Genomic DNA, 20,513 nt, shown 5'->3' with positions numbered 1-20,513 from the left:
TTTTAACACAATCTCTGATTGATCCAACCAGTGATTTCCTGCAGGCCTTTGTCAAAATTGCGATACACCGGGTTGAATGGAATCTCCAGCAGCTTACCGTCGGAAGATGAAGATGTGATTAAACGCGACTCCTCTTCCGGGCTAAATGGATCGTTTTTCCAGAACCCCGACAGCATTGGCGTTGGGCAGCGTCGACCCAGCAGGCCCTGCACTTTTAATGAATAGCGATTAAGCTCAACGCGTAGCGCTTCATCGGATGCGTCGTGCATCCCGAGGCGACTGGCCAGAACGTCAAGATACATTTCCGGGACGCTTGCCTGACGTTGTGGGTCACTTAGCAGCGCATGCACTACCGGACCAAGACAGGCAACCGCCTTCAGACGCGATGATTCCAGATACGCCAGGCGTACCGCCACGTTAGCACCAAAGCGGAAACCGAAGGCCGCCACGCGGGTGTGATCCACCCATGGAACATTCGGCAGCGCTTTTAATACGTGCTGGTGCAGCAGGCTGGAATCCTGGGTCAGTTTCCATTTTGATGAGAACCCGACCGACGGCATATCCAGCGTCAGCATAGCAATACCGCGCGGGGCAAAGTAACGCTCATACAGACTGTAATAATCCGTTTGCATGGAGTCGAGGCCACCGCACATCAACACCGTCGGGAACGGACCGTCGCCTTTTGGCATATGCAGGAAACCGGTGATCGGCGCGCCGCCGGTTACGGCAAACTCCATCTCACGCAGCGTGCCCGGCAGACGCTGCGCAGCTTCTTCATAAGCGCGATTGGCCAGAGCCTGCGCCTGCTCTGCCAGCTCATCGCCTTTTAAGTGTGGATACGCGGCAATGTTGTACAACGTGGAAGCATGCAGCCAGTGGCGTCCACTCACCTGCGGATCCTCCTCCATAGACGCTTTCTGTTGCCAGTCCATCGCCTGCTTCGCCCACTCGTAGATCCAGTTTCCACCGCGATAGCCGATGACCGTGTCATAGAGCTCTTTATCCGTGCGTTCGGCTTCGCTCATGACGATACGAGCCTGGACTTCGAGGATTTCGCGCGGATCGACGCCACGCCAGATCCACATCAGGCGATTCACCATGCGATACCAGTGTGGAACGGTTTTGCCATCCAGGGCGGATTGTACGGATGGCTGCGCGCCGTGATTAAAACGACGAACCAGCGTTGACGTTTCAGGGTGTTTGAAGCGGGGTTTAAACAGGACTTCGCTGAGGTTAGCCTGTGACATGATTGCAGCCTCCATGAGTACTCACTAAGGCATAGTGTAACCTGACACAGTGCAAAAAGAACAACGCCCGGCAGTTGCCAGGCGTTGAAAACTTTTTAGATTAGCGACCAGAGATCGGCGGGACGAACACTACGCCCATATCCCACGGCTGCTCAATCCAGGTATCCTGAGGGATATCAACAACATAATCATTCACCAGCGGGCGACCAGCCGGCTTAGCGAAAATAGTAACGAAATGCGCTTTAGGGTACATTTCGCGGATCGCAACGGCAGTTCCACCGGTGTCAACCAGGTCATCAATGACGATGAAACCTTCACCGTCGCCTTCGGCACGCTTCAGCACTTTCAGTTCGCGCTGGTTGTCGTGATCGTAGCTGGAGATGCATACGGTATCGACATGACGAATACCCAATTCACGCGCCAGCAATGCGCCCGGCACCAGACCACCACGGCTAACGGCAATAATGCCTTTCCATTGTTCAGAAGGCATCAGGCGGCTTGCCAGTTTACGTGCATGGATCTGCAACATGTCCCAGGTGACGACGTATTTTTCGCTCATGTGAAGTGTCCCAGCCTGTTTATCTACGGCTTAAAAAGTGTTCGAGGGGGAAATAGGTTGCGCGAGATTATAGAGATCTGAAGCACTAAAAACCAGTGTTTCGCGGAATCCCCGCCTCTTTTTGCATGCTTTATGCTAGCCGTCAGCGGAGAAAGTGGTATTCTCAATCGCATCGCGCAAGCCTGACTTGTGATGTTTTTAATTCTGCTAACCCCGTGGCCTGCAAGCAAGTTTTGTAGGACATCGCCAAGGAGACTCAACGTGTCTGAACTGTCTCAGTTATCCCCGCAACCGCTGTGGGATATTTTTGCCAAAATCTGTTCTATTCCTCATCCGTCTTACCATGAAGAACAGCTCGCTGAACACATTCTGAGCTGGGCCCAGGAGAAAGGTTTCCACGTCGAGCGCGATCAAGTCGGTAATATCCTGATTCGCAAACCTGCTACCGCAGGCATGGAAAATCGCAAGCCGGTCGTTCTGCAAGCGCACCTGGATATGGTCCCGCAGAAAAACAACGACACCGTACACGACTTCACTAAAGATCCTATCCAGCCTTATATTGACGGCGAATGGGTAAAAGCCCGTGGCACCACGCTGGGTGCGGATAACGGCATCGGTATGGCGTCTGCGCTGGCCGTTCTGGCTGATGACAACGTGGTACACGGCCCGTTAGAAGTCCTGCTCACCATGACCGAAGAAGCGGGTATGGATGGCGCGTTTGGTCTGCAGGCTAACTGGCTGCAGGCAGATATTCTGATCAACACCGACTCTGAAGAAGAAGGTGAGATCTACATGGGTTGCGCAGGCGGTATCGACTTTACCTCTAACCTGCCGCTGTCCCGTGAAGCAATCCCGGCTGGCTTCCAGAGCTTTAAGCTGACGTTGAAAGGCCTGAAAGGCGGCCACTCCGGCGGCGAAATCCACGTGGGTCTTGGTAACGCCAACAAGCTTCTGGTCCGCTTCCTGGCGGGTCACGCCCAAGAGCTGGATCTGCGTCTGGTTGATTTCAACGGCGGTACGCTGCGCAACGCGATTCCGCGTGAAGCCTTTGCTACCCTCGCCGTAGCTGCAGATAAAGTTGATGCGTTAAAAGCGCTGGTCGGCACTTACCAGGAAATCCTGAAAAACGAACTGGAAGCCAAAGAGAAGAACCTGGCTCTGCTGCTGGATGCCGTGACTCAAGATAAAGCCGCGCTGACCGCTCAGTCTCGCGACAGCTTCGTGCGTCTGCTGAACGCCACCCCGAACGGCGTTATCCGCAATTCCGACGTAGCAAAAGGCGTGGTAGAAACCTCCCTGAACGTCGGTGTGGTCACCATGACTGACGATAATGTACAGATCCACTGTCTGGTTCGCTCGCTGATCGATAGCGGTAAAGACTACGTGGTGAGCATGCTGGATTCACTCGGCAAGCTCGCGGGTGCCAAAACGGAAGCCAAAGGCGCGTATCCTGGCTGGCAGCCGGATGCTAACTCCCCGGTTATGCACCTGGTGCGCGAAACCTATCAGCGTCTGTTCAACAAAACGCCGAACATCCAGATTATCCACGCCGGTCTGGAATGTGGTCTGTTCAAGAAACCGTATCCAGAAATGGACATGGTTTCCATTGGGCCAACCATCACGGGTCCGCACTCCCCGGATGAGCAGGTTCATATTGAAAGCGTCGGCCACTACTGGACGCTTCTGACTGAACTGCTGAAGTCGATTCCAGCGAAGTAAGGTTCTGCGCTAAATGCCGGATGGCGCTACGCTTATCCGGCCTACACGCTAATTTGTAGGCCTGAGAAAGTTTTTACGCCGCCATCCGGTAATTGTTCTGAGTCACAGCCCCAACAGTAGCTGTCTTTCCATTTGTGGATCCAGCAGCGTGACGTGTAATCCCACCAGCCTCACACCACGCCCTCCCCGACGTTCATCCCAGGTTTTGCGCGCCGTCGCAATCAAGTCATCTTTATTTAAGCGCGGCCAGACGTGCTCCTGCGTGGTCTGCTGAAAATCATTAAACTTGAGTTTTATCCCCTGGCGAGCGATCAGGAGATCCGGCTTTACCTTTGCCAGACGCCGTTCCAGTTCGGGATACAGCCGCTCAATAATTGCCTCGCACTCTGGCCACTCGTGAATATCTTCCGCCAGCGTGCGCTCCACGCCGATGGATTTGCGCAGCCTGTCGTTGTTGACGTCCCGCTCATCAATGCCCTGGCTACGCTCCCACAGCACGCGACCAAACTTACCAAAACGTTTGAGCAACATTGCCAGGTCGTATTTTTGAACATCCTCGCAGGTACGTAATCCCATTGCTTCCAGCTTAGCGGCGGAGACTTTGCCGACGCCGGGAATTTTGCCTAACGGTAACGTTTTGAGAAATTCAGGAACGTCGGCAGGAGTAATCACATATTGCCCGTTAGGCTTGTTGAGATCGGAGGCAATTTTTGCCAGGAATTTAACCGGCGCAATTCCGGCGGAGGCGGTGAGCTGCAGCTCGTTAAAAATCGTCTGGCGGATCTCCTGGGCGATCAGCGTAGCAGAACCGTGACAGTGGGTACTGTCGGTGACATCCAGATAGGCTTCATCCAGCGAAAGAGGTTCAATCAGTGAGGTATAGCGAGAGAAGATCGCCTGAATCTGCCGGGAAGCTTCTTTATAAGCCTCATAGCGACCAGGCAATAAAGTGAGATGCGGGCACAGCTTTAACGCCATTCCCGTTGGCATCGCGCTACGTACGCCAAATTTGCGCGCCGGGTAATTGGCTGTGCTGATAACTCCCCGGCGCTCGCGGCTGCCGCCGATGGCAATGGGAATGTCTCGCAGGGCGGGGTTATCGCGCATTTCCACCGCCGCGAAAAAGCAGTCCATATCAACATGTATGATTTTGCGCATCACTCGCCTCCCACAACACTGTTTAAGTATACAGTATTTTTATAGTGTGAGAAGTATGATTATACCTTATGCCGGACCATTCATGACGAAGCGCGCATCGCACAGGTAACGCACAATATCCGTTTTCGTATGTTCCGCTGGATTGCCCGCCGTACTGACAAACAGTTTATTTACTTTGCGAATATTTGCCCGCAGCAGTTTTTCGATTGTCATCAGGCGAAAGGCATCATTCTCAACGCAGAAAAGCTCGTAATCGCCCAGACGTTCGCCACAAATTTCACAATGGTTCATCCAGTAGCGTAGCCCGGTGGTTTTACTTTTATCGAGATAGTAATTGCTGGCTTTGATGTTCTTTTTTATCTCTTCAGGCAGAGAATTAATGTGGAACAAAAAGCTGTTACGCCTGACCGACTGCCAGCCCTGACCATCCTGATTTTTCTTAATAAAGCGGGTAAACATCACGCCATGAATACGGGTAATTTGGTGGCAGCTCCAGCAGTGCATCTTCGAGGTAATCACCAGATAGTACGGGGCGACGATATTGAAACTGTCGGTATCATAAACATAGTCACGCAGCGCCCCGTTTAACTCATGGGGTTCGGTGTACCAGATACCTGAAACTTTGTCGAAATGCGCGCCCTGACAGGCCACATCGGTGACGTTATCAGTATCAATATCCAAGGGAATAATATGGGTTACATCTATCACATTGCCTTCCTGAGGGATAATTTGCCCCCACGTTGCGTGGGGGACGGGAACAGAATTAATGAGTGACGGGAGCAGATTGTTGACGTAAAGAAGTCACCTGCTTTTGCTTGTCCAGCTTATCAACCAGCGGTTGCACAACCTTCTCTCCCTGCTGGCCGAAATATTGATACAGCGTATCGGAAGCGCTTTGCGTCAACACCATGATCTCAATGCGACGGTTACCGGCGCTTTCCGGGTTTTTCGCATCCAGCAACATTTGGTCCGCCATCGCGCTGACCTGCATAACTTTATCCTGCGGCATTCCGGCATCTTCCAGTACGCGTCGTGCCGACAATGCGCGGTCGCCGGAGAGGTTCCAGTTGTTGTAAATATTGCTCTTATAGCTCATCGCGTCAGTATGCCCGGTGATGATTATCTTGTTATCCAGCGAGTCAAACACGGGAGCCAGCTCAACCAGCAGAGATTTAAAGAACGGCATAATTTTGGCGCTACCGCGTTCAAACATATTGCGGTTCTGGTCATCTTTAATCAGTACGCGCAGCCCCTGAGGAACAATCTCCATCTCGAGGTTAGTTTCCATATGCGCGTTGCGGGCGATGACGTTAATGTCGGTCGCCAGCTCGCCCAATTCACGGGCTGATTTTTGCTTCAGTAACGTTGTTTTCTCGTTCACGTCTAACGCCTTTTTCGCGTTTTCTTCCGTGATCTTCGCCGTCTCCTGCGGGTTGGCGGTTTTATCGAGTTTGTTACGCGTGACGTTTTTCTTCTGCGCACCCGGCGCTATCGGCTGCTTGCCCAGCTTGTTTAACGGCGCCATACCGCCACCGTTAAAGATTGATTGGCCATGCAGCGCTGCCACGATGTTTTCACGGTCAGCTTTACTGACGCTGTTCACGATCCACAGCGTCATAAACAGCGCCATCATCGCCAGCGTAAAGTCAGCAAATGCCACTTTCCACGCTCCACCATGATGACCTGCATGGTTCTTTTTAATTTGTCGGCGGATAATGGTGGTTTTCGCGCCGCGATCGCGACGATTTGGCCCCTTCCTCATGCTTATTCTTGCTCCAGCATCGCATTCACCCACGCATCCAGATTGGCGAATGTGGGTTTGGAAGCCAGATGAAGAAGTTTACGTCCGGCATCGACCGCCAGCAGCGTCGGCTTACCGCCCGCCTGCGCCACCAGCACGGTACGTACGCATTCAAGCAATGAGTGTTCTGCCCGCGCCTGCTGTTCCATGGCGTTTGCCAATGGGTCCATCAGGCAATAACAGATGAATACCCCCAGGAATGTCCCCACCAGCGCCGCCGCGACTTTCAGACCGATAAGCGCAATGGAACCGTCGATAGACTGCATGGTGATGATGATACCCAACACCGCCGCGCAAATCCCGAAGCCAGGCATCGCCTCGGCGGTACGTTGCAGGGAGCGCGATGGGGTTAACAGCGATTCTTCCGCCGTATCCAGTTCCTGATCGAGGATCCCTTCCAGCTCGTGGGCATCAATTTTCCCCATCGCCATCAGACGGAAATTATCGGCGATAAATGTCACCAGGCGTTTTTGAGTCAGTACCAGCGGGTATTTCTGGAAAATAGTACTTTCTTCCGGCTGTTCGATATGCTGATCCAGCATGCGCAGACCGCCGTTTTGCACCATTTCCAGTAGCTCATACAGGCACATCAGCAGTTGGCGCTGGAACTCCGGTCCCATTTTCTTTTTACTGATCACCCCTTTAATCTGGTGGACGATCTCTTTGAGTACGTGCACCGGGTTACCAATGATCATCGCCCCCAGACCCGCACCAAAGATAATAATAATTTCTGCCGGCTGCCAGATGGCAATTAATTGTCCGCCAGCCTCAAAGTAGCCACCAAATACGCAGCCTAAAACCACCAGTAAACCAAAAATCTTTTGCATTACGTCCTCCGCATGTTGATTCGGAATTGTTAATCTGGATATAAACAATCACGAATCTTGTGCGTGATTTTTTTATTCATTTGACAAATACGGGCTTCAGTCAGCCCTAATACCAGCGCAATCTCTTTTAAATTCATATCGTGCTGGTAATACATTGAGAGCACCAGTCCCTCTTTTTCGCTGAGTTGGCTCAGGGCATAACCCAGCATTTCCTGCGTGACGAATTGTTCCTCAAGCCCCCGCCCTTCGAGCGGCGCAATCGGTATATCGCCATTCAGTAACTCATCCAGACTGGCCAGCGATTCGGCGCCCTCCAGTTGTTGGTATTCCTGATAATCTTCAGACGACAACCCCAGCCGGGAAAGCTCCTCCCATGAGGGTTCATGCCCGAGCCGGGTACGCGCATCACGAATCAAATCTTTAATCTGATGGTATTTTTGTCGTAGCTGACGAGGCCGCCAGTCGAGGCTGCGCAGCTCATCGAGTATGGCGCCACGAATACGGTGGACGGCATAACCGGCAAAGCCTTCATCCGGTTGACCATAGCGGCGAATCGCATTCAGCAATCCCATCAGCGCCGTTTGTTCCATATCCTGCCTGTCCATAACGCAGGTACATTGCGGCGCAAGTTGACGCACCACTTTGCGCACCAAAGGAAGATAGGCCTGTAAATAATGGCTCTCTTGCTTTGGCGTTAGCACGGGCGTCGCATTAAAGTCTTCTGACTCGTAAGCATCCTGGATCATGTTATTTCCTGGCGTGTCGCTTATTGAAACACGACTTTTTTCACCAAAATGTCCTTATAAGGTGTCGCCATTTTGCGTTTCGCTAATTCAATTTTCAGATTTTCAAAAACTTTCTTTCTGATATCGGAGATCTTCAGCGCCCGAATATCCTCATATTTCATATTCGAGAGTTCATCTACTGTAATACTTTGATAGAGCGGTTCGTCTTTCTTAATTTTTTCAGCGTCTTTCTCTGAATCAACGACCATCACCAGCTCTGCCACCATGTATCTGTCTTCCCCTTCATTATCATGAAGCGTAACCACCGTTTCCGGCAGGGAGACAAAAATACTGCTGGACTCATCCTGGCTATCTTCCGCTTCATGCGCAGGCTTATCTGCTGCTGTTGCGGTTCCTTTAGTCATAGAATGATAAATGCCCCATCCTGCGCCCCCTGCAATACCCAGCGCCACGACGGAGCTAATCAGACACGCGATAACAATTTTCTTCATCTTGCTTTTACACTTTGATCAGAACGGATTCGTTCTGTTGAAATTGAGGCTCATCGTTAAGCGTTAGCGCCGACGTAACCTCCTCCTGTTGATGATCTGACTGCTGTTGCTGCTGTTGCGATTGCCCCTCGGAAGAGACCTGAACGTTCACTTCCATGAAGTTTTGCGCCGTGAGGTGCTGGCGTAAGTTTTCGCTAAATTGCTGCAACGAGCGGCAGACATCACTCTGATTTGCGCCGATGTGAACCATCAGCTTTCCGGCATCCAGCTGCACGGCAATTTCCAGTTTGCCAAGCGAAGGAGGATCAAGACGAATAGTCGACACCTGCTGTTGCTGGCCCAACTGGAATTGAATTCTGTCTTTGAGCAGCGCGGTAAGCTTCTCTCCGAGTTCCTCTGTTGACAGCGTGGTCGGCGTCGAAACTTGCGTCGACACCACGCTATGATCGCTCAGAGCATTCACCGGCTGATTTCCCTGTGCCGCCGTATTGAGCAAACTTTGCGTCGCAAGCGTTGGGTTAACCGCCACGCTATCCGTTTTTCTCACCGCCATCGGGCGAGGAACGCTATGATCCTCAGACTTCACGCGGGCGGAAATTTGCTGTGACGTCGAAAGCGAAGCAGGTTCAGGCGCGATCGCGCGCAGATCCTGGGAGGAGAATGTCGCCAGTTTGGCCTGCTGATCCGGCGTTGCCTGAGGCAAATCCTCGCCGATCGACGCCAGCAACGTTTGCAGCTTTGGCGGCAGTGACGATAAATCAGTGGCATGCTGCTCAGCCGACGGCGAGGACGTTTTTCCTTGTTGAGCCATCGCGCCCGCCAGTTGACGCAGCAGCGATGAACCTGATTGGGAGGTTTGCACCTGCGCCAGCATTTTCAGCATCTCACCGTCCGGCTGCTTCTGGGTTGGTGCAGACGCTGACGCCTGAGCCGGTTGCGCCAGCAGCATCGCCAGCAATGCCTGCATAGCCGCAGGATCTGCATCATCGCGCTGATGCCCGGCCGCCGACGCCTGCTGTTGGTTGACTTTTGCGCCGATCAAACGTTCAGCCACCGCGTTAAGCCCAGCCTGCGGCAAAGAAAACGTGCTGCCGCTCGTTGACGTTGTTGGGGCTGAGATAGCCGCCTTTTCCGGTGTGGCCTCTGCCAACGCACTGGCCGAGGCCAGTAATACAGGATTCATGCCTTCTCCGAAATTAAATTAACCATTGAGTACGCCAACATTCCTTCCTGATTTTGCTGATGTTGATCCATGCGCGCTTTGAGTTCTTCCGCACGCTGCGTTCGCCGGGTTATTAGCGCCTCAAACGCCGCATGCATTTTGCTTTTCACTTCCCTCAGCGCCCCGGCATCAGTTTCCCAGGCGGCATAGTCATGAAAAACGCGCATCACCTGCTGATGCAGGCCGGGTAATCGTCGCCAACGCTTGTTATCCAGCGCGTCGTTCATCTCTTGTACCAGGGCATAAAGCTGCTGTTGCTGTTGCAGACGCTCTCTTTGCATCGCCTTATCCCAGTTTTGCCGACAGACCTTCCCAGCCCGTGCGCAGATTCGTCAGGATGAGGATCACTTCATCAATTTTTTCCAGCGACAATTCGCCGCTGGCTTCGTACAGGCGGTAGACGCAGTGGTCATACAGCCGGGACAAATTCACCACCAGCTCGCCGCCGGTTTCAAACTCCAGCGAGCTGGTTAAGGCGTTGAGAATATCAATGCATTTGTTGATGCTTTGCGCCTTACGCTCATAGCGTTTGTTCTCAATGTGGCTTTTGGCGCGTTCCAGCTCGTCCATCAGCCCCGAAAACAGCACCAGCACCAGCTCTAACGGCGATGCTGCTGCGGTACGCGCAGCAAGATCCATCTCTTTGTATTGCGAATAACCATCCTGCGTGTCGTACATGTTGATTCTCAGTCCTTCTCTTAAACCAGCCGGTTACATAAACGCGGCCATACTCACTTTCATGGTGTACGTTTCAACCAGCGTATTGGTGTACTCTTCCACGTAGCGCTCGTAGTTGGTGTTATAGGTTTCAGTCAGTTGATCGCTTTCGTCCTGAATTTTGCTCTGCTGGTCATCAATGTTTTCCTGACGCATGGCGATGATGCCGTTGCTGGAATCCAGATAGCTTTCCATCAGGTCGTCCATCTGCGCGACCATGCTGTCTTCCCCGACGAAAATAGAGGTCAAACCGTCCGGATTTTCTTCCATTTCTTCGCTGAACTGGGTGGAGTCAATTTGTAAGTGACCGTCGGAATCCAGCGTGATGCCATAGTCGACAATCGAAACACCGCCATAGGAGGCGTGAGCAATATCATCCATCTGATTTGCCAGCGAATTCATCCCGGCGTCACCGGCAAAAACCCCGGCAGCCGTGTCGTCATCGCCATAGCTGGTCAACGAATCGATGGTGTCGATTAACGTGTTGTAGGCATCCACAAAGGTCTGCACTTTGGCCTGCGATCCGCTGGAGTCTTCCGCGACGGTAAACGTGGTCACATCGTCAGGATCGGTAGGGTCGCTGACCTCAGAAAAGGTCATCGTCACGCCGGGGATAACATCATCAAACGTATTGGAGCTGCTGGTAATGGCAGGGCCGTCCTCGTTACCCAAATGGATTTCGGCGTCCTGTGGATTCGTTAACATCTGCTCACTAGATGACTCCGCCGCAGCAAGATCGTCGTTGCCAGAAACGCTCACCGAAAAACCGCTTTGCTTTCCCGTAGTATCAGAGGTCAGCATGATGGTGGTGGTGCCATCGGTTTTAACCAATGCCGCCGACACGCCGGGGTTGTCGTCCGAGTCATTGATCGCGTCAACCAGTTCACTGGCATCAATGAAACTGTCGCCATCTTCATCGGCAGCAGCAAGATCGATATCCATGGTCGTGCCGTCATCCATCGATAACGTAAAGGTACCGGATGCGCTGTACTGGTCATCGCTCATGCTGAAGGTGGTTTGTTGCGCCTGCGCAAGCGCCGAAACATAAAACGAGTAAGTCCCGGCCTGCGCCTCGGAGTTCGCCGATACGGTATTCGCGTCATTATTAGAGGTAGCAGAAAACGTCAGCGGGCCGTCTGTGTTGCTGTTCAGCGCATCGATGGCCGTCTGAAAATTCGTCAGCGCGGTACTGAGCGAGTCCAGACCGCTGCTCTCTGCATTCAATTCGTTCTGTTCGTTCTGCAAATTCGCCGCCTGGGTAGCAATATCGGCGTAGGCAAACTCTTGTGCTAATTTTTGGATCGGACTCGTAAAGCTCATAATCGATGACTCCGTGCAACGTTATTTATGTAATAGCAAAAAGCATGCCAAAATTTTTTATTATTCAGATTCAGTAAGTTAACTTAGTGGCGGAAAGGCGTTTTCCCTTCCCCAGGAAGGTTTCCAGGTAAAAGCCAGGTCGCTGAAAGCACAACACCGCCGGATGGCGGTGTTGTGAATGACGTTAAGTCAGGAATTACTGCAGCAGGCTGGAAACCATGCTGGACATGCTGTTGGACTGCTTCAGCATGGTGATGCCAGTTTGCATCAGCACCTGTTGCTGGGTCATGTTGGACGCTTCCGTCGCGTAGTCGGTATCCATAATGTTACCGATCGCCACTTCAGTGTTATCCTGCATGCTGGTCAGGTTAGCTGCGGTATCGTTCAGACGGTTGATAGATGCGCCCAGTTTGGACTGGATCTTAGACACGTCATCCATTGCAGTCTGAATAGTGGTGATCATCTGGTTTGCAGAACCAGAAGTGGTCAGCTCAGTACCACCAGAGATACCGGCAGCACCAGACTGGTCAGCTTTGAAAGAGGCGCTAACATCATCCAGCGCATTAACCAGATCGCCCAGCTGGCTGGAGATATCAACGGTCATGGTGTCAGAAGACTCAGCACCAACCTGGAAGGTTACCGCACCCTGGAACAGACCATTTTTACCGGTGTTGCTGGTACCGGAAACACCGAACAGGTTGGTGCCGCCGTAAGTGGTGTTCTGCAGCATATCGGACATCTGCTGACCCAGTTCGTCGTATTCGTCCTGCATCGCCTGCAAATCTTCGTCGTTGTAGGTTCCGTTCGCTGCCTGAGTGGACAGGTCTTTCATACGGCCCAGTACGTCGGTCATTTCATCAAACATGCTGTCTGCAGTCTGCAGCATCGCAGTCGCATCGTTGATGTTGCTCAGCGCAACGCCCATACCGCTGGACTGCGCAGTCAGACGGCTGGCAATCTGTTTGCCCGCAGCGTCATCTGCAGAAGAGTTAATACGGTTACCTGTCGCCAGACGTTCCATAGAAGTAGACAGTGATGCGCTGCTTTTGTTGATAGCATTAACAGCAGACATTGATGCGGTATTAGTATTAATCGATAACATGGTACAGCTCCTTGGGAATAATCGTTTTCGTTTCGATACTCTGTAAAAACGACCACCCGTCTGGAAAACTTAAAGCGCTGCAAAAAAAATTTTTACGCTCCTCACCACCTCATTAACCAGAGAGATAAACCTCAACTCTATTTTAGCTTTCCGTGCTTCCCTTTCACCAACACCCACTACATAAAGGAGATCTCAATCAAGATTTAATTAAAAGATTATTAGAAATATCTAATAATGGGTTGATTGCTTACACACCAACAGGGCTAACATCATGATACCAATGAGATTATACTCAATCAAAAGCGCTTTAATCACCCACTCCCTGACCTTATTTTACATTTAGTTGCAAATACCCTGTATTTTTATATTGTGAGTCTCAGGCACTTTCGTTACATTTCAAATCCCTTTTTGCACAGCATAAAAAACACTCAATAGCGATTCGGCTGCTGTTTCACAGCCAAAAGACATTTCAATTTCTCCAGAATTTTAATGCACTGATTTTTAACGGTGTGACACCAGGGATATAAAAATCTTGCGCGGGTATATAAAACCATGAGTATTGTAGTCAACAACTGGCGGATGGATTCCTCGCTTAATGCGCTAATCCATTGTGAAACAGGCGAGATACGTCGTCTGGGCGAATACCATTTTATTCTGTTAGAAACATTAGCTAAAAATGCCGATGTTGTTTTATCTCGTTCATTTTTAATGACCGCAGTATGGAAGAATCGCATCGTCGGTGGAAATAGTCTGCCGACAGCCGTTCATGCCCTGCGCGTTGCTATCGATGATGATGGTAAACAGCAGGAGATTATTAAAACCATACCTAAAAAAGGGTATTTATTTAATAAAAACTATCTGACTGAAATCATTGATCCTAATGAAAATAAAGCTGATGACAGCGCCGTTGAGGTAACCGAAGAGAATGCTGAGGTGGCTGAAACCCTTGCATCTGAAGAGCGTCTACCATCAACAACAAAAGAAAAAATATATCTAAATAATAGTCATTTAAACGCAAGCAGCAAAAAAAAACTGGCAACCAGACGTCACCCTTACCGGGCCGTACTGATTACGTTACCCGTTATCGTTGTCGCCTTGTCGCTGTTTGCCCTGATCTCTTATTTTAAAGCGCCGTCAGAAACAAAAACGCCAGAAGCCCCGCAACTGGTTAAAGAGACGCTGGAAAACGCCAATCGTATTACGGCTTATCAACTTTATGATCCAGGTGAGAATAAGAAATCATTATCACTCGTTTCACAACATATTCTTCCTGGTGTCGAGCAGATCAATCAACTATTGGTCACGCATAGCGCCTCGATGACCTTGTATTATCGGGTGTCACTCAACAAGCTTGCCCTTGATATTGTGCTAAGCAATCAATGCAATGACAACTGGCAGTTAGCGCTGAGCTTTGATAACTGGCTAAATAAAGATAATGAAATGAATGGTATTTTAATTAAAGAAGTGGAGAAAATGTTAAATGAAATGCCAAAATGCAAATAATTACTTTTTCCCCTGCCTGTCCGCTTTAACGTTATTTTGTACCTTTATGGCCCAAGCCCACATTGAAAATACGGTTATTGTTAATTACGATCTTAATTCTGGCAAAAACGTACATTATGAACTCATTACGAGTCCACTGAATAAAAACACGACCGTTACTCTCGTCCCATTGGAGCAAAGTAACAAAACGCCATCAACGTTTAAGATCGCCGCCTGTATTAACCATTATGCTGGCACGTCGAAACAGGGGGAGTTTCATTTTAGTACGACCAAAACCGATCAAAACGATTCTCGGCTGGCGAATTTCGGGTCGTTTGTGACAGAACACAACCTGCATACGTGGTGGATTCATTTAGACGCGCAGCAAAATTTGCTTTTTACACAGGATGTAGGAGGTCTGTTAATCACAGACCCCTCTGCTTTTACTTTCTCAACAAAAGCATGCCATCAGGATTAGCTTAATAAACTACGGACCGTCTGGCTGGAAAGCCGGGCTTGTCCGTTTACCGCCTGTGCTAAAACCTGATAATTGTGATTAGCATGATCCAATATCCCGCCCAGTGATTCCGAAGCTTTAACCGCACTTTCTGCCTGCGGAAAACGCGCCATACCGTCAATCAGCTGTCGGGCCTTCTCCTGCTGCGCGGCCATTTGCGCACGCTGATCGCCAATGACATCCAGCGTCTGCTGTAAGCCATCCTGAGAACGGGAACCGCCCTGCGCGATATGTTGCAGAAGGTCTTCTGAACGGGACGGATCGGCAAACGTTTTGAGTAGGGTAAACGCCGATGACTTCGCATCAACATCGCGTACGCTCAGGGTTTGTTGGATCTGTGGCCACTGCTTTTCCGCAGTGGAAAAGCTCAGCGCCCCCTGCTGATCGTGCACCTGCACCCCGACACGACGCAGCGCGTTGCTCATCATCATTTTGTACTGACCGGGATCCAGATCTTCACCGACCACCACCGCCGAGTGCTGCGTTTGCCGCCCGTCAGAGACGCTGAACATACGTGAACTTATGGCGTTTTTTTGCAGCATTTGCGCCAGTTCAGGTGAGTGAAATGTCACTCGCGCCTCGCCCTGCAAAACCGGACGCAATTGCCTGTCCACCGCGCCGCCGGATAACGCCGTTCTTTTATCCAGCCACTGTGACAGCTCGGTCCCTTTTTGCTGCTGCGCCTGTGGGCCGCGGCGCGATGCGTGGCGATAGTCAAGCAAATGCTGTTCCAGTTGTCCCAGGTAGTGGTCAGCCTGCTGCAGCGTGGTGAGCTGATCGTTAAGCTGCACACTGTAGCGCTGAGGCCGGGTGGTAATGAGTGGTGAGGCCGGATAATCACTCGCCGTTGCGGGTAACTTTTGACGGACAGGGGCATTCTGCGCAACGGTATGCTGCTGCACAGAAGGATTAAGCGCTCCGCTACCGGAGAGTGATGTTGTATTTAAACCGACCTGCATACTATTCCTGAGCTACTGCTAACTGTTAAATCACACTGAAAAGGTTCAACTCACTCACTTTGGAGTAAGTTTTTAAGGTGGCTTCCATCGCCATTTCCAGACCGGTAAAGGTAATGGAGGCTGGGCCATAATCCAGATCGCTAAGTTGACTGATCAACTGATCGTTGGAGGTGGTGATATCCGTCTGAGCGCCGCTCAGCATGGTCATCGTATTCTGCGTTTCACCAATGGTAGCGATAGAGGCGTTGAGCGCGTCAGAGGCCACATCAACCGTATCGATGGCATTTTGAATATCGCTTTGTACCTGCGGATCGGCAGGGTCCACCGACGGATCCTGCAACTCTTTTGACAGCGATGTCAGGGTGTTCAGAACGTCGAGGCTGTCGCCGAAGAAATCGCTGACCGCAACATTGGTATCAACCTCGACGCCATTAGACACCGTGGTCTGGCGATGATCGTCGTTACCCTGATAGGTATAGCTGTCGGTCACCCCGTCGCCATCCTCATCCACCGCGACAATTGGTGGTTGATCGTTCACCGTCCCGCCAAACACATAGTGACCGTCTTCATCCTGATAATTCAGCGCTGAGACCATCGCTTCGGTCATCGACTGAATATCCTGCCCCAGGCTGGACAACGACTCGGCGGTATTGGTGCCGTTGGCGGCCTCCAGCAGATCGTCACGAATCGCTAACAGATCGTTATTGACGCCATCCAGAATAGACTCCTGCTGGCTCATCCCCGCTGAGGCGGAATCAATATTAGTTTGATACTGATCGAGTGCCGATTGCTGGCGGTTAAGCTGGGTGATGCGTGTCGCAGCGATAGGATCGTCTGACGGCAGCAGAATACTTTTCCCCGTCGCCATCTGCGTGACGACGTGGGAAAGATCGCTGGAAAGGTCGTTAAAACTCTGCGTCATGGACACATAGGACTGTTGTGTAGTGACTCGCATATTGATTCCTCTTCCGGTTAGCTACACATTTCCAGCACAGAGTCGAAAATATCTGCGCCCGTTGAGATAACTTTGAGGTTGGCCTCGTAAATTTGCTGGTAGGTAATGAGGTTCACCGCTTCTTCATCCATGCTGACGCCGCTAACGCTGCTCTGCTGGTTCTGCGCTTCGGAGTACACGTTCGCCGCTGCTTCCGCTTCCGTCTGGTTTTGCTGGCTGTAAATACCGATGTTACTGATGATCGACGAACAGGCTTCGCCCACGGTTACGCTGCCTAGCCCCTCTATATCCAGCGGTTCAGTAGAGATGTTGATCAGCGCCTGCAGGTTATCGCTGTTGCCGCTTTCGTCCGGCGAGCTGGAAAATGCCAGCTCATCGGCGGTGATATCAGGGTTCACCTCCAGCGGGCCATCCGATGAGTTTTCATCATAGATAAACAGCGGTTCACCGGGATTTCCGTTCAGGTCGTAGCCCTGCGCCAGTTGGGTGTTCACCGCATCGGTAAACTGCTCCGCCATGCTGTTAATCGTTCCCGTCAGCGGCGTCAGCACTTCATTCTGATAATCAAACAGCGCACCCAGCGAGCCGCCGGTATCGGTGTTCATGGATGACGTGGTTCCGGCGAACGTCAGCGACATGCTCTGCGTGCCATCGGCGTTGGTATCCAGTTCGATGGTGGAACTCTCCTGCCCGCTGACTAACGGCTGACCGTTTTGCAGCGTGACGTTATAGTTGCCTTCATCATCAATATTGACCTGGACATCCATGATGCCGCTCAGTTCTTCCACCATCTGGTCGCGGGCGTCGTACAGCGCAGAGGCGTTATCGCCATTGGCTTCAGCTTCGGCGATTTGCTGGTTATAGCTGGCAATGCCGCTGGTCAGGGTGTTCACCTGCGCCACCATCGCCTGTTCCTGGCTGACTATCTCACTGCTTTGCGAGTCGATGTAATCGAGGGTGTTATCCACGCGCAGCGCCAGCGCCCCGGACTCGCTGATCACCTGCTCACGCAGAGCGGAATCATCCGGGCTGGTAGTCGCTTCGTTGAGGGCGGCAAAAAAGTTGTCAAAGCCGCCACTCAGGCTGCTGTTATCATCGCTGAGCACGGTTTCCAGCTGAGTTAAATACTCCTGCTGGGTGTTGTAATAACCGTAATCGCTGGCGGCATACCAGACCTGGTTCACCTGATACTGGTTAGATACCCGGCGAATACTGTCCACCTGCACACCGTTACCCGCGCTGTTCGCAGAACCGGAGCTGGCGCCTATGGTACTGGTAATGGCCACCTGGCGGGTGTAACCGTCGGTCATGGCGTTGGCCGTGTTTTGCGCCGTTACGTTAAGCTCAACCTGCGCTGTCGATGCGCCGCTGTAGCCAATGTTAATCATGTCCATCAAAGAGTCCTCGCCGGTCAGTTCCCCGGTCTGTCGTTAACAACCTTGCCGATTAAAAGCGGCGAAAAAACCGCAGTTCTTAAGCCGCCGCGCAACCTTTATCCTTTGTGATGCGGGGAGAGCTGTTTGACGATCATCGCCGCAATCCCAATGCCGTGCTGCTGGGCCAGGCTGTTGCATAGCTGATCGTCGTAAAACCCCTGCATCATGCGCACCGAATCGCTGTTAAACGGGTTATCTTTGGAGTCGAAGATCTCATTGGTTTTACGCATTTCTTTCAGCATGTTGCGTAAGAAAATGGCTTCAAACTGCTGAGCGGCTTTCTGCAAATCGTTATCTTTAATTTTCGGGCCCATTAACGCATCGCTGCCGTCAATGCCCCCGCTATGATTCACTTTGATGTCGGCCATTAAATTACCTCCAGATCGGCATCCAGCGCCCCGGCTTCATGCAGGGCCTGTAAAATGGACATAATGTCGTCCGGCGTGGCCCCCAGGCTGTTGAGCGCATTAACCAACGTCTTCAGGCTGCTGGATTCAGGCAGCGTTATCATCCCCGGTCGGGCATGATTCACCGAAATATTGCTCTGCGGCGTTACCGCCGTACGACCGCCGGCAAAGGCATTCGGCTGGCTGACGTTGCTGCTTTCATTGATGGAAACCGTCAGGCTGCCATGCGATACCGCCGCCGCGTGCAGGGCAATGCCATCACCCATCACCACCGTGCCGGTACGCGAGTTAAACACCACGCGGGCGCGTACTTTCTCGGCCTGAACCTGAACGTCGTCTAACTGAGACATAAAGGCGACGCGCGCCCCGGGGCTGGTTGGCGCGCGGACGCTGACATTGGTTGAGCTTTGTGCCGTGGCAATGCCGCCAAACGAGGCGTTAATTGCCGCCGCGATGTTATTGGCATCTTTGAAGGAGGGACGCTTCAGATTAAGCGTAATGGTGTCACCCATCTGGAAGTCGCTGGGAATTTCACGTTCGACCGACGCACCGTTCGGTATCAGCCCGGCAGTGGGCGTATTCACGGTCACGCTGGAGCCGCTCGCCCCGGTCGCGTTCATCCCGCCGACCACCACGCTCCCTTGTGCGAGGGCATAAACCTCCCCATCCGCGCCGTGTAGCTGAGTGAGCAATAACGTGCCGCCGCGCAGGCTTTTGGCATCACCGATCGAGGAGACCGTGACATCAATAGTCTGTCCGCGCGAATACATTGGCGGCAGCGTCGCGCTGACCGCCACCGCCGCGACGTTTTTCACCTTCGGATCGATTTTGCTCGGCAGCTGTACGCCAAACTGGCGCAGCATGTTGGTAATGGTTTGGTTGGTGAATTTGACCTGGTTTTTATCCCCGGTTCCGTCCAGCCCCACCACCAGGCTGTAGCCGACGAGTTGGTTTTCCCTGACGCCCTGGACGTTGACCAGCGACTCCAGAGATTGCGCCTGCGTGGTGCCCGGCAGCGCCAGGCTCAGGGCGATAACGATGCCGTTTAACGCCTTCATCCAGCGCCCGCTTAAGTGTTGCATATCAAAATCCTGCATTAGATCGGGAAGAGAGGATGGTTAAACAGACGCGTCAGCCAGCCCGCCGCATTGGCATCGCTCAAGGCACCGCGGCCCGCATAGGAGATACGCGCATCGGCAATGCGCTGCGATGAGACGGAGTTGTCGTTTTGAATATCATCGGCACGCACCAGACCGCTCAGGCGGATGTACTCATCCCCCTGATTGAGGGTGAGCCATTTTTCGCCGCGAATTTCCAGAATGCCGTTCGACTGTACCGAGTGTACCGACACCGTAATTTCGCCGCGCAAACTGTTTTGCTGCTGCGAGGTCGCCGTTCCGTTGAAATCGCGATTGGCGTCCACGGAAGCGGAAAGGTTATCTTTGGTATGCCCAAACAGAGTCGGTGCGCCGATATCGACAGTATTATTCTTACCGAAATTGGTTTTCGCCTGTTTGCTCGACTGGGTAGATTCTTCCAACATCACGGTCAGGATGTCGCCCACCCGATAGGCACGGCGGTCCGCCGTCAGCGACCAGTTATACCCTGTTTCAAACACGCCACCCGCACGGCCATCCGCCGTTGGCGGCGCCTCGGTTTTGGGAGGAGCAAAGAATTCGTCATTTTTTTTGACCAGAATAGCCTGCGATTCGCACCCGCTTAACAGGGGAAGCAGGACCACCAGCCAGAGATATTTTTTCACGTTCTGCCTATATTCTGCCGGATGGCGCTACGCTTATCCGGCCTACAAATGGGTGTTGCTTATTGGCCGGATAAGCGTAGCGCCAC

At 52.1% G+C, this 20,513-nt stretch carries 22 protein-coding genes; 3 read left to right on the top strand and 19 right to left on the bottom strand.

The features are described 5' to 3' along the window. Positions 1–2: 2 nt before the first annotated feature. Together frsA and gpt are read right to left on the bottom strand one after the other, a co-directional pair. Positions 3–1,247, bottom strand: a complete 1,245-nt coding sequence (frsA, locus tag LA337_04335) for an esterase FrsA (GenBank protein ID UBI16931.1) — start codon at positions 1,245–1,247, stop codon at positions 3–5. A 100-nt stretch (positions 1,248–1,347) separates the two neighbouring features. After that, complete coding sequence (gpt, locus tag LA337_04330) at positions 1,348–1,806, bottom strand: xanthine phosphoribosyltransferase (GenBank protein UBI16930.1); 459 nt, start codon at positions 1,804–1,806, stop codon at positions 1,348–1,350. A gap of 261 nt (positions 1,807–2,067) precedes the next feature. Here gpt and pepD point away from each other — a divergent pair, with 261 nt between their 5' ends. Beyond that, positions 2,068–3,525: a cytosol nonspecific dipeptidase gene (gene pepD, locus LA337_04325; protein UBI16929.1), complete on the top strand. Its 1,458-nt coding sequence runs from the start codon at positions 2,068–2,070 to the stop codon at positions 3,523–3,525. Between the two features lie 102 nt (positions 3,526–3,627). Here pepD and dinB read toward each other — a convergent pair whose 3' ends face one another. The 11 genes from dinB to lafA form a co-directional block, all read right to left on the bottom strand. After that, entirely contained in the window at positions 3,628–4,683 is a 1,056-nt protein-coding gene (gene dinB, locus LA337_04320) for a DNA polymerase IV (protein ID UBI16928.1), read from the bottom strand. 66 nt (positions 4,684–4,749) lie between these two features. After that, positions 4,750–5,391 carry a DNA primase gene (locus LA337_04315; protein ID UBI16927.1) on the bottom strand — a complete coding sequence of 214 codons (642 nt, stop codon included), beginning with the start codon at positions 5,389–5,391 and terminating at the stop codon, positions 4,750–4,752. A 55-nt stretch (positions 5,392–5,446) separates the two neighbouring features. Next, positions 5,447–6,445: a putative lateral flagellar export/assembly protein LafU gene (gene lafU / locus LA337_04310; GenBank protein ID UBI16926.1), complete on the bottom strand. Its 999-nt coding sequence runs from the start codon at positions 6,443–6,445 to the stop codon at positions 5,447–5,449. A gap of 2 nt (positions 6,446–6,447) precedes the next feature. After that, complete coding sequence (gene motA / locus LA337_04305) at positions 6,448–7,311, bottom strand: flagellar motor stator protein MotA (protein ID UBI16925.1); 864 nt, start codon at positions 7,309–7,311, stop codon at positions 6,448–6,450. 29 nt (positions 7,312–7,340) lie between these two features. After that, on the bottom strand, positions 7,341–8,057 hold the full coding sequence (locus LA337_04300) for a FliA/WhiG family RNA polymerase sigma factor (protein UBI16924.1): 717 nt from the start codon (positions 8,055–8,057) through the stop codon (positions 7,341–7,343). A gap of 20 nt (positions 8,058–8,077) precedes the next feature. Beyond that, on the bottom strand, positions 8,078–8,548 hold the full coding sequence (locus tag LA337_04295; protein UBI16923.1) for a flagellar basal body-associated FliL family protein: 471 nt from the start codon (positions 8,546–8,548) through the stop codon (positions 8,078–8,080). A 7-nt stretch (positions 8,549–8,555) separates the two neighbouring features. After that, positions 8,556–9,731 (bottom strand): flagellar hook-length control protein FliK, encoded by a 1,176-nt coding sequence (locus LA337_04290; GenBank protein UBI16922.1) that lies wholly within the window; start codon positions 9,729–9,731, stop codon positions 8,556–8,558. Continuing rightward, positions 9,728–10,051, bottom strand: a complete 324-nt coding sequence (locus tag LA337_04285) for a flagellar protein FliT (protein UBI16921.1) — start codon at positions 10,049–10,051, stop codon at positions 9,728–9,730. The genes LA337_04290 and LA337_04285 overlap by 4 nt, the downstream gene beginning before the upstream one ends. 4 nt (positions 10,052–10,055) lie before the next feature. After that, entirely contained in the window at positions 10,056–10,448 is a 393-nt protein-coding gene (gene fliS, locus LA337_04280; protein ID UBI16920.1) for a flagellar export chaperone FliS, read from the bottom strand. A 33-nt stretch (positions 10,449–10,481) separates the two neighbouring features. Continuing rightward, the gene (fliD, locus tag LA337_04275; protein ID UBI16919.1) at positions 10,482–11,807 is read right to left on the bottom strand and encodes a flagellar filament capping protein FliD; all 1,326 of its coding nucleotides are present in this window, start codon (positions 11,805–11,807) and stop codon (positions 10,482–10,484) included. A 196-nt stretch (positions 11,808–12,003) separates the two neighbouring features. Then, the gene (lafA, locus tag LA337_04270; protein UBI16918.1) at positions 12,004–12,909 is read right to left on the bottom strand and encodes a lateral flagellin LafA; all 906 of its coding nucleotides are present in this window, start codon (positions 12,907–12,909) and stop codon (positions 12,004–12,006) included. Between the two features lie 552 nt (positions 12,910–13,461). On the opposite strand from lafA, the gene LA337_04265 reads away from it, so the two are divergent. Beyond that, positions 13,462–14,412, top strand: a complete 951-nt coding sequence (locus LA337_04265; GenBank protein ID UBI16917.1) for a winged helix-turn-helix domain-containing protein — start codon at positions 13,462–13,464, stop codon at positions 14,410–14,412. Further along, on the top strand, positions 14,390–14,869 hold the full coding sequence (locus tag LA337_04260) for a hypothetical protein (GenBank protein UBI16916.1): 480 nt from the start codon (positions 14,390–14,392) through the stop codon (positions 14,867–14,869). The genes LA337_04265 and LA337_04260 overlap by 23 nt, the downstream gene beginning before the upstream one ends. On the opposite strand, the gene LA337_04255 is transcribed toward LA337_04260, so the two are convergent. From LA337_04255 to flgH, 6 genes are all read right to left on the bottom strand, one after another. Beyond that, positions 14,866–15,867 (bottom strand): flagellar hook-associated protein, encoded by a 1,002-nt coding sequence (locus LA337_04255; protein ID UBI16915.1) that lies wholly within the window; start codon positions 15,865–15,867, stop codon positions 14,866–14,868. The genes LA337_04260 and LA337_04255 overlap by 4 nt on opposite strands. A gap of 25 nt (positions 15,868–15,892) precedes the next feature. Further along, a complete protein-coding gene (gene flgL, locus LA337_04250; GenBank protein UBI16914.1) occupies positions 15,893–16,822 on the bottom strand; it encodes a flagellar hook-associated protein FlgL in 930 nt (309 codons plus the stop codon). A 17-nt stretch (positions 16,823–16,839) separates the two neighbouring features. Next, the gene (gene flgK / locus LA337_04245) at positions 16,840–18,216 is read right to left on the bottom strand and encodes a flagellar hook-associated protein FlgK (protein ID UBI16913.1); all 1,377 of its coding nucleotides are present in this window, start codon (positions 18,214–18,216) and stop codon (positions 16,840–16,842) included. 98 nt (positions 18,217–18,314) lie between these two features. Beyond that, the gene (locus LA337_04240; GenBank protein ID UBI18399.1) at positions 18,315–18,617 is read right to left on the bottom strand and encodes a rod-binding protein; all 303 of its coding nucleotides are present in this window, start codon (positions 18,615–18,617) and stop codon (positions 18,315–18,317) included. A gap of 8 nt (positions 18,618–18,625) precedes the next feature. Continuing rightward, positions 18,626–19,723 carry a flagellar basal body P-ring protein FlgI gene (locus LA337_04235; protein UBI18398.1) on the bottom strand — a complete coding sequence of 366 codons (1,098 nt, stop codon included), beginning with the start codon at positions 19,721–19,723 and terminating at the stop codon, positions 18,626–18,628. A gap of 38 nt (positions 19,724–19,761) precedes the next feature. Then, positions 19,762–20,427: a flagellar basal body L-ring protein FlgH gene (flgH, locus tag LA337_04230; GenBank protein ID UBI16912.1), complete on the bottom strand. Its 666-nt coding sequence runs from the start codon at positions 20,425–20,427 to the stop codon at positions 19,762–19,764. Positions 20,428–20,513 lie beyond the last annotated feature (86 nt).

Source organism: Citrobacter europaeus, assembly GCA_020099315.1.
GTDB lineage: Bacteria > Pseudomonadota > Gammaproteobacteria > Enterobacterales > Enterobacteriaceae > Citrobacter > Citrobacter europaeus.
This window is presented reverse-complemented; position numbering and strand designations above follow the sequence as displayed.